The following is a 14333-nucleotide window of genomic DNA, read 5'->3' on the forward strand; positions in this document are numbered from 1 at the left end:
GCGATACAAGTTTGTCGCATCGTTTTAAGCGGAAAACCGGTTCCCACTTTTCCGCATCATGCTCTAAACATTTAGCCGATCATCATCAGGCTGGCGTTGCCGCCAGCCGCCGTCGTGTTGACCGACGTCGATTGCTCCTCCAGCAGCCAGTCGAGGCAATAGCCATGACCATGATCGTCGGCATGAACCGACACGATCGGGCCGGGTAGGTCGGCAACGCACTGAGCGGTTGCGGCGATCTTGGCGGCGTCCCCTTCGACCAGTGCGGCGGCATAATGACCGGTGGCGTCAGTGCTGAAACAGGCGGCGACATCGGCAGGAAGCCCAGGCGGAACCGTCATTCCCTGCACCACGCCATGATTGCCAGTGGCGAGCACGGCGGCCATCTGACGGAACAGGCCCTGACGAGTTGCGGGTCGCAGCAGGATGCGGCCGCGCGGATGCAGGGCATAAAGGTTCCGCTCCCCTACCGGACCGGAAAGGGTGAGTTCGACGCCTAGCGCAGACGCATCCCCGGTACGGCGCGCATGGGCGGCAGCTTCGCCCTCACCCTGCGCGTCCAGCCAGTCGGAAAAGCTATGCAGCGGCGAGCGCAAATGGCTGACGCGCGCAGCGAAGACCGGCGGCGTGCCGACAAGACGGCCTAGGTAGAGCGGCCCGCCCGCCTTGGGCCCGGTACCCGAAAGGCCGCAGCCACCGAAAGGCTGCACGCCCACGATCGCCCCGATGACATTGCGGTTCACATAGATATTGCCGACCTTCACCCGGCTGGTCACGCGGGCGACGGTTTCATCGAGGCGTGTGTGCAGGCCGAACGTCAGGCCATAGCCGGTAGCGTTGATCTGATCGACCAGCATATCCAGTCGATCGCGTTTGAAGCGCAGGACGTGAAGGACAGGGCCGAAGACTTCACGACTGAGATCGGCGATGGACTCGATCTCGATGATCGTCGGGGCGACAAAGGTGCCATGGACGGCATCGGCCGGCAGCACAGTCTGTTCCACCTTGCGCCCCAGCGCCGTCATGGCATCGATATGCCGGTTGATGCCATCGCGCGCCTCTGCGGTGATGACCGGGCCGATGTCGACCTTCAGCGCGTCGGTGCGGCCGATCCGCAGTTCGGCAAGTGCGCCCTTCAGCATCGTCAACGTCCGGTCGGCGACATCTTCCTGAAGGCACAGGATACGTAGCGCCGAACAACGCTGACCCGCGCTGTCGAAAGCCGAGGCAATGACATCCGCTACCACCTGTTCGGCGAGCGCGCTGCTGTCCACGATCATCGCGTTCTGGCCGCCGGTTTCGGCGATCAACGGGATGGGTCGACCGGCCGATGAAAGACGGGCTGCCAACTGGCGCTGGATCAGCCGGGCGACTTCGGTCGATCCCGTGAACATGACTGCAGCGGTTTCGGGCGCGGCAACCAGCGCCGCACCGATCCGACCATCGCCGGGCAACAGATGCAGCGCGTCGGCCGGCACGCCCGCTTCATGGAACAGGCGAACCGCTTCGGCGGCGATCAGCGGGGTTTCCTCGGCCGGCTTGGCCAGCACAGGATTGCCAGCGACAAGCGCGGCGGCGACCTGTCCGGTGAAGATGGCCAGCGGGAAGTTCCACGGACTGATGCAGGTCACAGGACCGAGCGCCGCCTGCGCCGTGCCGAAGGTGGAACGGGCCTGCGCGGCGTAATAGCGCAGGAAGTCGATCGCTTCACGCACTTCGGCGATGGCGTTGGGCAGCGACTTGCCGGCTTCGCGGACGATGAGGCCAAGGAGGATCGGCATACGCGCCTGCATCGCGTCGGCAGCGCGCTCCAGCGCGGCGGCGCGATGGGCGACCGGACTGTTGGGCCAGAGCGATCCGGCAGCACGAGTGGCGGCCACGCGGGCCTCCTCCGCAGATGCTTCCCAGACAGTACCGACGATGTCGCGATGATCGGCAGGGTTCAGAACCGGGCGCGCTTCCCCTGTCCCACTTCCCGGCGCTGCGGTCCAGGCAAGCGTAGCACTGTGCTGCAATGCTTCGTCCAGTTCAGCCAGTGTGGTTTCACAGCTGAGGTCGAGGCCATCGGAATTGCGGCGATCGGGGTAAAGGTCGGCGGGCAGCGCGATCTGGTCATGCCGGCGGCCGGGATGCGCCATGGCGCGCACCATATCGACCGGATCAGCGATCATCTCGTCAATGGAAACATTGGGATCGGCGATACGGTTGACGAAACTGCTGTTGGCGCCATTCTCCAGCAGGCGCCGGACCAGATAGGCCAGCAGCGTCTCATGCGTGCCGACCGGCGCATAGATACGGCACGGACGGTTCAGCTTGCCCGCGCCGACAACCTGCTCATAGAGCGGCTCGCCCATGCCGTGCAGGCACTGAAACTCATATTTGCCCACATAGAAATCCGGGCCGGCCAGTTGATAGATGGTCGCGAGCGTCTGCGCATTATGGGTGGCGAACTGCGGGAAGACGGCGTCGGGCGCGGCGAGCAGCTTTTGCGCGCAGGCGACATAGGCCACGTCGGTATGCAGCTTGCGGGTGTAGACCGGGAAGTCGGTAAGGCCATCGACCTGCGCCCGCTTGATCTCCGCATCCCAATAGGCGCCCTTGACGAGCCGCACCATGATGCGGCGATCGGCGCGGCGGGCGAGATCGATGATCCAGTCGATGATGAACGGGCAGCGCTTGCCATAGCCCTGCACCACGAAGCCCAGGCCATTCCAGCCCGCCAGATCGGCATCGGTGGCGAGGCTTTCCAGCAGATCGAGCGAGAGTTCCAGCCGATCGGCCTCCTCCGCGTCGATATTGAGGCCGATGTCATAGCTTTTGGAGAGCAGCGCCAGTTTCTTCACGGCGGGCAGCAGTTCGCCCATCACGCGATCCGCCTGCGCCCGGACATAGCGGGGGTGCAGCGCCGACAGCTTGATCGAGATGCCGGGGCCGGCATAGATGCCGCGCCCGGCCGACGCCTTGCCGATGGCGTGGATCGCCTGCTCATAGTCGGCATAATAGCGCTTCGCGTCTGCCTCCGTGGTCGCCGCCTCGCCCAGCATGTCGTAGCTGTAGGCGAAGCCCTTGGCTTCCAGTTCCTTCGCGCGCTTGAGCGCTTCCTTGATCGTCTCGCCGGTGACGAACTGTTCGCCCATCATGCGCATGGCTAGGTCGACGCCGCGACGGATGACCGGCTCGCCAGCGCGGGCGACGAGGCGGGTCAGCGCCGCGCCAAGGCCGCGATCATCGACGCTGCCGACCAGCTTGCCCGTGACGACCAGACCCCAGGTGGCGGCGTTGACGAACAGCGACTTGTCACCGCCCAGATGCGAGCCCCAGTCGCCGTCAGCGATCTTGTCGCGGATCAGCGCGTCGCGGGTGGCAGTGTCGGGAATGCGCAGCAGCGCTTCGGCCAGACACATCAGCGCCACGCCCTCCTGACTGGAGAGCGCATATTCCTGCACCAGACCTTCGACGCCGGTCCCCTTGTGATTGGCGCGCAGCGCGGTGACGAGGGCGCGGGCGGTGTCGGCCACCGCCGCTTTCGTCTCGTCCGGCAGGGTCGCGGCGGCGATCAGGGGGGCAAGCGCTTCAGCCTCGTCCCGGCGATAGGCGGTGGTGATCGCCTGACGTAGCGGGGTGGGCTGGCGAATGGCTGGGGCGAAGCTGGCAAAAGGCTGATCGGTCATGAAGGCAGAATAACCCGGATCAGATTTTCGTTCCGTCTTATGAATGGCTTCAAACTGGTCGAAGTGACTTATTAGATGGCCCATGCTAGGCAGATTGGATGACCAATAAGAGCATCTCAGTCGAAATGGACGAGTTCGATCGGCGGATCATAGCCGCTTTGGTTGATGATGGGCGGATGACCGTCACCGATCTCGCTGCTTTTGTGGGCCTTTCCAAGACGCCCTGCCAGGTGCGGCTGAAGCGGTTGCAGGAGGCGGGTGTCATTCGGGGCTTTCGCGCGATCGTCGATCCGGCGAAGCTGGGCATGGACCATATCGCCTTTACCGAAGTGAAGCTGTCCGACACGCGGGAAGCAGCGTTGCAGGAGTTCAATGCAGCGGTGCGGCGCATCCCGGAGGTCGAGGAATGTCATATGCTGGCGAGCAATTTCGACTATCTCCTCAAAGTGCGGACGTCCGATATCCGGCGCTATCGTGTCGTGCTGGGCGAGAAGATCAGCGCCCTGCCCCATGTCGCCAGCACATCGACCTTCGTGGCGATGGAGACGGTGCTGGAGGCCGGGCAAAGGCGCGTCAGTCGAAAAGGCTGAGCGGCACCGCCTCCCCCATCGCCTTGTAACCCCTTGGCGAGGGGTGGAGCGCATCGCCATCATCATAGGCGGGCAGCAGATGGTCGGGATGCACGGGGTCACGGGTCACGCGGTCGAAGTCGATCAGCCCATCGAAATTTCCGGGCGTCCTGATCCAGGCATTGACCGCCTGCCGATCGGCCTCATTTCGGGCATCGGCATGATAATAATCATTGCCGACAAAGGGCATGACGGTCGCGCCGATGACCTTGATCCCCTTGGCACGGGCGCGGGCGATGATCTGGCGATAGGCGCCGATGATGCGGGCAACATGGGCCTGATGCTCCGCCACGCTCACCGGCGCGTCGCGGGTCAGGGTGCCAAGATCGTTGATCCCTTCCAACAGGATCATATGGGTGACGCCCGGCTGGGCCAATACGTCACGGTCGAGCCGCGCCAGCGCATTGGGGCCAAGGCCGTCGTTCAGCAGGCGATTGCCGCCTATACCCTGATTGACGACAGCGATGTGGCGGCGTTTCGGATCGGCCTGAAGCCGCTGTGCCAGTATATCGGTCCAGCGGTCATTGCCGTTGGTGGTGGAGCCTTTGCCGTCAGTGATGGAATCGCCCAGCGCGACGATCAGCTTCGACGGAGCGCAGCGTTCCACCTCCAGCGCGGCGAGGTTGAACCAGTGGTCGAAGCTGGCGGCAGCCGTCATCGCCGTGTCGATCAGGTGATTGCCCGGCAGATGCCATGACGTCGCGCGCGATCCGGGGTGGGAGGTCTGTTCCGGATCGCCATCATAGCGGATCGAGATGGCGATGTTGTCGAGCGCCTTGGCAGGCAGTGAGACGGGATCGGTGAGATAGTCGGCACCGGCCGGGATTACCACTTCGGGCGCACCGTCGAAGCGCAGAGAGATGAGCGTGCCAGGGTCAATTGCCGGCGATGCGCTGCCGAGCGCACGGGCGATGCTGGCGCCGGCGATGCGCAGCGGTTGGGTGCCGGCTAGGTTGGAGAAGCGGACGCGCAGCCGGTCACCCGAAACGGAGGGCCGGACGATCTGGCGCAGGGTCTGGTCCCTGAGCGTACCGACGGGCAGTTCCGCGTCGCCGGTGGGCCGGAATTGCGACGAGGCCCAGCCGGCCACCCAGGTCGGGGTGCAGGTCTTTGCCGCGAGCGGTGTTGCGATCAGGGCAAGCGGGAAACCGAAGAGGAGAGAGAGACGCATCATCGCCGTCCTTCTGACATGATGGCAGGCCGGTAAGATGGCCACCGAAGTTCACACCGTTATCGGCCTTTTTGCGGCCGAAGCGCCCCGGAAGCGCTCGCGACGCACCGCCGACGCGCTCACGACGCGTCACTTCCAACAGGGCCAAGACGGGCCAATGAGGCTGAACATAGGCATCGCCGGACCAGATCAGATAAAGTCCAACATTGGAAGCATTTGCGCCGCTCCGCCATGCAGCAACCCCATCAAGAAAAAGGGCCGGCGTTGCGGCCGGCCCTGTGAGTTTTCCTTGGGGAGGATCAGAAATTCGCCCGGATGCCGGCCAGGATGGAACGGCCGGGATAGTAAACCGAATAGGCCGCATTCGAATGTTCGAAGGTGGTGCGGATCGGCTCGTCCGTGATGTTCAGCACGTCCACCGTCAGGCGCATCGCCTTGTTGAAGAAGGGCAGCTGATAACCGGCCGACATGTCGAGCTGGCCACGGGCGTCGGAGCGCAGCGAGGCGTCCTGGATGCCGTTCTGCGGCTTGTTCACAGCGATCGACTTGTCGTTCCAGACATAGTTCACGCTGACCGACAGACCGTCATTTTCATAGAAGCCCTGAAGGTTGTACGAATATTTCGACACGCCGGTCGCCACCAGACCCGAGGAGGAGGACTGCTTGAGGTAGGTACCGTTGGCCGAGAAGCCTAGGCCCTTCACCAGGAAGTCTAGCGGCTGGACCCAGGTCGCTTCCAGACCCTTGATCTTCAGGTCGCTGAGGTTGACCGGACGGTTCACAGTGATCGGCAGGTCATTGACCGCGACGCCGGTGGCCGCAGCACGATCGGTCAAGGCATTTTGCTGCGTGGACAGCAGGCTGCTGAACGGAATGTTGAGCGAACCGAAGGTGACTTCGTTGGAGGTTGTGACGGTGAAGCCCTGAATATTCTTCATGAACGCCGACACGCCGATATAGCCGATGCCACCGGTGTAGAATTCGCCACCCAGATCATAATTGTCCGACGTGTAGGGCTTCAGTTCCGGATTGCCGGCGCTGGCCATCAGGGCCGACGGATCGGAGAAGGTGATGCCCGGCAGAATCTGACTGGCGTCCGGACGGGTCATCGTCCGCGAGGCCGAAGCACGCAGCTTCACATTGTCCGCGACATCGTAGGTCAGGTTGATGGACGGGAGGAAATTCTCGTACTTCGACTTGGCCGTGATATCGACAATGGTGGTGCCGATCTGGCTGGGGCCGACAACGGTCTGATCGGTGTGCGCATAGCGCATGCCGGTGTTGATATGCAGGTCGCGGCCAGCGATCGTGGTCACGCCGTTCAGTTCGAAATAGGCGCCCATGACCTTTTCGTCCATGTCACCCGTCGCACCGCCAGTCACGGCACCACGCGTTTCCGGCGCGCTGTCGCGATAGCTGGCATAGTTGGTCGCCGCCTTGATCGCGTCGAAATCAGGCACGATGAAGCCTGCGGTCGACGAGCTCTTCAGATATTGAGCGATCTGGCTGGTGGTGATGGAGCCGGTGGCGCCGGTGCAACCCGTGCCGCAGACCGACAGCTGATAGGCCGAGCTGTTGTCATAGGCGCGGATCGAGCGAGTCGCCTGATCGAACGCCGCGCCGACCTTCACGTTGAAGAAGTCATCGCCATAGGTCACATCCAGATGCGCACCCTTGGTTTCGGTCTTGCGACGGACAAGCTGGACGTTCTGGCGATACCACTGCCAGCTGCCATTGTTCGGATCGTTCAGGTCGATATTGCTGGTGATCGACGGGTAATCGCCACCATTATTTTCATAATAGACGTCGACGCCCGACTGCGGCGTCGTCTGGAACGCCCAGGTAGGCTGTTCGCGGAAGAAGCTGCTCTTGGAATAGTTGGCGCTCAGGTCGACCTTCAGATCTTCGGTCGGCTGCCAGGTCACGCTGGGGTTGATGTTCCAGAACTTCGTCGTCTGTTTGAACAGGCTCGCCTCCAGGAAGAAGGACGAGTTGGCGAAGGTGCCGCTGGTGACGACATTATTTTCATCGACGGTCAGGTCGATCGGGATCATGCCGCCGGTCGACTGGGCGCTGGTGCCGGGGCCGCTGTTGCGGACCTGCCAGTTCATGTTGACCTTGGTATAGTCGCGCTGCGACTTGGCCCAGATGCCGTCGATCGCAAAATGCAGTTCGTCGCTGGGGCGCCATTCCATCGACGCCAGCGCCGAGATACGCGAACGCGTGCCTTCGGTCAGGCTCTGACGGCCAAGGCGCGGGATCAACGCGGTGCTGAGCTGATCGCGGGTCAGGCCGGACGTGGCAACCACGTCGACCGGATCGCCGGCGACAAGGCCATGGCCGGCATTGTTGGGGACGACCGACGCCCAGGAGAAATTGTTGCCGCCGGCATCGGCGACGCCATTGACCGTACCCAGATTGCCATCGGTCCAGCCGACCGATTCAAAGCCCTTGACGCGGGTCTTGGTCTTCACGCCGGCCACGCCGACAAGGATACCGAACGTGTCGGTCGTGTGGCTAGCGACGATCGCGCCGCGCGGGCTGATCTTGTCATTCGCATCGGTATACTGACCCTGTGCGACGACCGTGACATGGGTACCGGGCTTGTCGAAGGGACGGGCGTTGCGCAGGTTGACCGTACCGGCGATGCCGCCTTCCAGCGTCGAGGGCGACGGCGATTTGGCCAGGTCGAGGCGGGTGAAGAGTTCCGACGGGAAGAAGTCGAGATCGACTTCGCGGTTGGCGCTGCCGCCGTTGGTGCCGCCGTCCGACGCGACCTGAATCTGCGAGCCGTTCAGCAGGACGCGGGTGAAGCTGGGGCCAAGGCCGCGGATCGCGACCTGCGTACCTTCACCATTGGTGTCGCGATTGAGGCGCACGCCCGGCATGCGATTCAGGGTTTCGGCAAGGTTGGTGGCGGGCAGCTTGCCGATGTCTTCCGCGAAGATCGAGTCACCAAAGGCGACGGCATCCTTCTTGGCATTGGTAGCGCTCTGCAACGAACCGCGAATACCGGTGACGACGATGTCGGCGACATCCCCATCCTGGGGCGCGGCGGCATCGGCCTGCGGCGCAGCATCCTGCGCGGACGCGGCCTGGGCGAGGCTCAGCGAACCGATGGCGGACGCGGCGAACAGCGCGATACGAAAAATCTGGGTGCGTGAAGACATGTACAAACCCCTCTCCTGAGCGCCGCCCCCGACTCTCCGGTGGGCGTAAACTGGTAGCGCTATCACTAAGGCTTCAATAAACTCGTCTTCCGCTTTGTCAAGACGTCCGACGAGCAATGATGGTAACGATATAGCTGACTACGTTGTCAGCCGCGCAAAGCCGCCAATGCGGCAAGCGCGCCCTCTTCCTCCAATAAGGTGAGACTGTCGGTCAGCGCCGTGCGGAAGCGATCGTCCGCAGCAAGCGTGGGCGGAATCACCGCGTCGAACGCGAGGATGGCGGCAACCCGTTGCTGCGGATTGCAGGCATCGGCGAGCGTAGCCGCGATCGCGCCTGCGAGCGGGTCGTCCACCTGATGACTGTTACCCTTATCATCCTGCCCCGCCTGCCACCGCAGCCAGGCCGCCACGGCCAGGGCGAGCGAGTCGATCCCCTGCCCGGCCTGCAACCGCGCGGCGATGGGCGCGATCAGGCGCTGGGGCAGTTTTTGCGATCCGTCCATGGCGATCTGGCGCGTGCGATGGCGCAGCGTCGGGTTGTCGAAGCGCGCCATCAGGTCGCGACGATAGGCCGCAACGTCCAGTTCGGGCGGGGGCGACAGCGTGGTTTCCGCCTCGTCCCAGAGCGACTCTACGAAATGACGCGCCGCCGGCAGGGCCAGCACTTCATGGACATGATCGATGCCGGCCAGCCCGCCGAGATAGGCGATCCCGCTATGCGCGCCATTGAGCAGGCGCAGCTTGGCTTCCTCCCAAGGGGCGACGGCCTGCGTCAGTTGTACGCCCGCGCCGAAATCCGGACGGGGGCCGCAGAAATGGTCCTCGATCACCCATTGCAGGAAGGGCTCGGTCTTGACCATCGCCTGATCCTCGGCACCAAGAAGCCCGCTGAGCGCGGCAATGTCTTCGGGCGTGGTAGCCGGGACGATGCGATCGACCATGGTTTCCGGGAAGGCCCCATGGGTCGCGATCCAGTCGGCAAGGTCGGGGTCATGGCGGCGGGCCAGTTCCAGCACGGCATTGCGCAAACGCGCACCATTATGGGGCAGGTTGTCGCAACTGATGGCGGTAAAGGGCGGCAGACCGGCGGCGCGGCGACGGGCCAGCGCGGCGACGAGATAGCCGGGTGCCGTTTGCGGGCTTTCGAGCGAGGCCAGGTCGGCGGCCAGTTGCGGATCGTCCGCGATCAGTGCGCCGGTCGACGGATCGAGCTTGTAGCCCTTTTCCGTGATGGTCAGGGTGACGATATGGGTGTCCGGTGCAGCCAGCGCGGCGAGCAGCGCCTGCGGCTCTTCCGGTGCGACGATCACCTGCTGCACCGCGCCGATGATGCGCGCCTGCTCGGCCGCCCCATCACGCACCAGCATGGTGTAGAGACCGTCCTGCGGCGCCATCTGGTCGCGTACGCCCGGCGACCGCAGCGAGGCGGCGATGATGCCCCAGCGCAGGTCGCCGGCATTCAGGGCATCGTCAAACACGACCGCCTGGTGGGCACGGTGGAAGGCGCCGATGCCGATGTGGACGATGCCGCATTTCACGGCGGCGCGGTCATAGGTCGGCAGCATGACGTCGGCGGGCAGCCCGGCCAGCGTGGCGGAAGACAGGCGGTTCACAGCTTGTACGCCGCCTTGGCGAGGTCATAGGCGAGCGCACGGGCGAGTTCGAACGCCTCATCCTCTTCCAGCCGATGTTCGGCGACCAGCTGGGCGAGCCACGTGCAATCCATGCGGCGGGCGACGTCATGGCGGGCCGGGATCGACAGGAAGGCGCGGGTGTCGTCGTTGAAGCCGACCGTATTGTAGAATCCGGCCGTTTCGGTCATGCGCTCGCGGAAACGGCGCATCCCTTCCGGGCTGTCATGGAACCACCAGGGCGGCCCCAGCTTCAGCGCGGGATAGTGGCCGGCGAGCGGCGCCAGTTCGCGCGCATAGACATCCTCGTCCAGGGTGAAGAGGATCAGGGTCAGGCGCGGATCATTGCCATGGGCGTCGAGCAGCGGTTTGAGCGCCCGCACAAATTCGCCCGAGGTCGGGATATCACCCCCCTTGTCGCGGCCGAAGCGGGCCAGCACAGCAGCGTTGTGGCTGCGATGGACGCCGGGGTGCAACTGCATCACCATGCCGTCCGCAACCGACATGCGCGCCATTTCGGTCAGCATATGGCCACGGAACAGTTCGGCCTCTTCGCGGGTGGCGGGGCCGGTCGTGACTTTGGCGTAGAGCGCCTCAATTTCTTCAGCGGCCAAGTTGGCGGTAAAGGCAGTCGGATGGCCATGGTCGGTGGAGGTGGCACCGGCCGCACGGAAATCGGCACGGCGCTTTTCATGGGCGCGCAGATAGCCGGCGAAACTGCCCGCATCCTCGCCCGCCATGGCGCAGAAGCGCTGGACATTGGCGATGAAGCGGGGATCGTCCGGGTCCAGAACCGGGTCGGGGCGATAGGCGGTGACGACCTTGCCGCTCCAGCCGGACTCCCGGATCGCGCGATGATGGTCGAGCGGATCGAGCGGCCCTTCGGTCGTGGCGATCACTTCGATATTATAGCGTTCGAACAGGGCGCGCGGGCGGAAGGCATCGGTTTTCAGCGCAGCGTCGATGACGTCATAATAATGGTCCGCCGTGTCGGCGCTCAGTTGCACGTCGATGCCGAAAGCCTCGGCAAAGACCCAGTCCATCCACATGCGCGTGGGCGTGCCCCGGAACAGATAATAGCGCTCGGCAAAACGACGCCAGATGGCGCGGGGATCGCTCTCCGTCACGCTGCCGTCCACCGTCGGCACGCCCAGCTGATCGAGCGACACACCCTGGCTCATGAGCATGCGGAAGGCATAATGGTCCGGCACGATCAGCAGTTCTGCGGGATTGGCGAAAGGCTCGTCATAGGCGAACCAGCGCGGATCGGTATGGCCGTGGGGCGACACGATCGGCAGATCCTTCACCGTCGCATAGAGCCGCCGCGCGATATCGCGGGTGGCCGGGTCTGACGGGAAAAGGCGGTCGGGATGGAGGCGCAAAGTCTTGGTCATGCAGGATTTCCGGGAACAGAGGCCACCACCGGCTGATAGCGGGGCAGCAGAAGATGGATCACGCCGAGCGCGACCAGATAGGCGACGGAGGCGACCGCGAAGATCGGGCCGTAGCTGCCGATGCTTTCGAGGATCGCGCCGGCGAACTTGGCCATCAGCATGCCGCCGACCGCGCCCGACAGGCCGCCCAGCCCGACCACCGACCCGGCCATCCAGCGCGGGAAGACATCACCCGGCAGCGCATAGAGATTGGCCGAGAAGCCCTGATGCCCGGCGCAGGCCAGACCGATCAGCGAAACCGCGATCCACATGGACGGGGCGCTGGCGGCGAAGGCGATCGGCACGGCGCATAGCGCGGCCAGGAACATGGCCGACTTGCGCGAGCGGTTGACGCTCCAGCCCCGGCCCATGAAGCGCGAGGAGGCCCAGCCGCCCGCCACCGACCCGACATCCGCCATCAGATAGACGGCAATCAGCGGCGGACCGAAATCCAGCATCTTCACGCCATATTGCTTGTTGAAGAAGTCGGGCAGCCAGAAGAGGAATGTCCACCACACCGGATCGATCAGGAAGCGGCCCATCATATAGGCCCAGGTCTGGCGATGACGGAACAGCGTGGCCCATTTGACGGGTGCCTGCGGTTCGACCGGATCGGTTTCGATCCAGGCGAGTTCCTCAGCGCTCAGCCCCGCCTTCTCGCGCGGACGGCGGTAGAAGGTCAGCCAGGCCGCCAGCCAGAAAACCGTCAGCAGGCCGGTCAGGATGAAGGCCCAGCGCCAGCCCATCGTCACCGCGATGATCGGCACGATGAGCGGCGTGACGATCGCCCCGACATTGGACCCGGCATTGAAGATGCCGATGGCCAGCGCCCGTTCCTTCTTGGGGAACCATTCATTCGTCGCGGCGATGGCGGCGGGAAATGTCCCCGCCTCCCCGATCGCCAGCGGTATGCGCGCCAGCAGCATCCCCGCCGTGGAGGTGAAGAAGATGTGCGCGACATGGCCGATCGTCCACAGCGCGACGGCGAGCGCATAGCCCGCCCGCGCGCCGATGCGATCGATCAGCCGGCCGAAGAAGACATAGGCGATGCCGTAGCCCGCCTGGAACCAGATGGCGAGGCTGGCATAGCCGCTCTCGCTCCAGCCATAGCGGGCCTGAAGATCGGGCTTCAGCGTCGGCAGGACCAGCCTGTCGACATAGCTGAGCACCACTGCAGCAAAGAGCAGGCCGCAGACGATCCAGCGAATTTTCCCGGAGGGCTTTGTGGGGCCGGAGGGTTTGGGGATGGTGGTGTTCATCAGTTCATCCTCTCCCCTGACTCCACCCGCGTCCGTTCGGCCTGAGCCTGTCGAAGGGCGCGCGCGCATGCTTCGGCAGGCTCAGCAGAAACGGATGTGGGGGCCGTAAAAACCATAGGTGGGAAAGATGAGCCGAGCATATCGATCACCAGTTGAACATGGTGCCGTCTTCCAGCCGGTTCACCGGCAGAAAGGCGCGATTATATTCATATTTGGCGGCCAGTTCCTCGTCGATATCGACACCCAGACCCGGCGCATCGCCCGGATGCATCGCGCCATTCTCGAACGTGTAGGCGTGCGGGAAGACGGCGTCGGTTTCGGGCGTGTGGCGCATATATTCCTGCACGCCGAAATTGGGGATCGACAGGTCGAAATGCAGCGCGGCGGCCATGCAGACCGGCGACAGGTCGGTCGCGCCATGGCAACCGGTGCGCACCTGATAGAGATCGGCCAGATTGGCGATCTTGCGCAAGTGGCTGATGCCGCCGGCATGGACCACGGTGGCGCGAATATAGTCGATCAGCTGGTTTTCGATCAGTTCGCGGCAATCATGGATCGAGTTGAAAATCTCGCCCACGGCCAGCGGCGTCGTGGTGTGCTGACGGATCAGCTTGAAGGCTTCCTGATTTTCAGCCGGCGTCGCATCTTCCAGCCAGAAGGGGCGATATTGTTCCAGATCCTTGCCCAGGCGACCGGCCTCGATCGGCGTCAGGCGGTGATGGATGTCGTGCAGCAGGTGGACGTCCCAGCCCAGCGCTTCGCGCGCAGCCTTAAACAGTTCGGGAACAATGCGGAGGTACTTGCTGGTATTCCACACATTTTCGGTCGGCAGGTCGGCGTCAGCCGGTTCGTAGAAATATTTGTCCTTCGACACGCCATAAGTGGACGCCATGCCGGGCACGCCACACTGGATGCGGATGGCCTTATATCCCTGCGCCTGATATTCCAGCGCGACCTTGACCGTATCCTCTATGCTGGTGCCGTTGGCATGGCCATAGACCATAACGCTTTCACGGCTGGCGCCGCCCAGCAACTGATAGACCGGCAGGCCGGCCAGCTTGCCCTTGATGTCCCACAGTGCGGTATCGACAGCGGCGATGGCCGACATCGTCACCGGACCACGGCGCCAATAGGCACCCTTGTACAGATATTGCCAGATATCCTCGATCCGGTGCGCGTCGCGGCCGATCAGGCAGGGAATGACATGGTCCTGCAAATAGCTGGCGACCGAGAGTTCACGGCCGTTCAGCGTCGCGTCGCCAAGGCCGTAGACGCCTTCATCCGTGATGATCTTCAGCGTGACGAAGTTGCGGCCGGGGCAGGTAACAATGACCTTGGCATCAATAATCTTAGGCATTTGAGCGGTCCT

At 63.8% G+C, this 14333-nt stretch carries 8 protein-coding genes; 1 reads left to right on the forward strand and 7 read right to left on the reverse strand.

Annotated elements, in window-relative coordinates; all coding sequences use genetic code 11:
- Positions 1-71 precede the first annotated feature (71 nt).
- Positions 72-3671 carry a trifunctional transcriptional regulator/proline dehydrogenase/L-glutamate gamma-semialdehyde dehydrogenase gene (putA, locus tag ACNHGR_RS06960; RefSeq protein ID WP_475284967.1) on the reverse strand — a complete coding sequence of 1200 codons (3600 nt, stop codon included), beginning with the start codon at positions 3669-3671 and terminating at the stop codon, positions 72-74.
- A gap of 98 nt (positions 3672-3769) precedes the next feature.
- On the opposite strand from putA, the gene ACNHGR_RS06965 reads away from it, so the two are divergent.
- A complete protein-coding gene (locus ACNHGR_RS06965) occupies positions 3770-4261 on the forward strand; it encodes an Lrp/AsnC family transcriptional regulator (RefSeq protein WP_475284969.1) in 492 nt (163 codons plus the stop codon).
- On the opposite strand, the gene ACNHGR_RS06970 is transcribed toward ACNHGR_RS06965, so the two are convergent.
- The 6 genes from ACNHGR_RS06970 to manD form a co-directional block, all read right to left on the reverse strand.
- Positions 4245-5471, reverse strand: a complete 1227-nt coding sequence (locus tag ACNHGR_RS06970; protein WP_475284971.1) for an SGNH/GDSL hydrolase family protein — start codon at positions 5469-5471, stop codon at positions 4245-4247. The genes ACNHGR_RS06965 and ACNHGR_RS06970 overlap by 17 nt on opposite strands.
- Before the next feature lie 299 nt (positions 5472-5770).
- Positions 5771-8641, reverse strand: a complete 2871-nt coding sequence (locus ACNHGR_RS06975) for a TonB-dependent receptor (RefSeq protein ID WP_475284973.1) — start codon at positions 8639-8641, stop codon at positions 5771-5773.
- Positions 8642-8787: 146 nt separating this feature from the next.
- Complete coding sequence (locus ACNHGR_RS06980; protein ID WP_475284975.1) at positions 8788-10254, reverse strand: mannitol dehydrogenase family protein; 1467 nt, start codon at positions 10252-10254, stop codon at positions 8788-8790.
- On the reverse strand, positions 10251-11666 hold the full coding sequence (uxaC, locus tag ACNHGR_RS06985; RefSeq protein WP_475284977.1) for a glucuronate isomerase: 1416 nt from the start codon (positions 11664-11666) through the stop codon (positions 10251-10253). The genes ACNHGR_RS06980 and uxaC overlap by 4 nt, the downstream gene beginning before the upstream one ends.
- Positions 11663-12964 (reverse strand): MFS transporter, encoded by a 1302-nt coding sequence (locus tag ACNHGR_RS06990; RefSeq protein WP_475284978.1) that lies wholly within the window; start codon positions 12962-12964, stop codon positions 11663-11665. The genes uxaC and ACNHGR_RS06990 overlap by 4 nt, the downstream gene beginning before the upstream one ends.
- Positions 12965-13109: 145 nt before the next feature.
- Entirely contained in the window at positions 13110-14321 is a 1212-nt protein-coding gene (gene manD, locus ACNHGR_RS06995) for a D-mannonate dehydratase ManD (protein WP_475284980.1), read from the reverse strand.
- Between the last annotated feature and the right edge of the window lie 12 nt (positions 14322-14333).

Source organism: Sphingobium sp. RS1 (assembly GCF_056156825.1).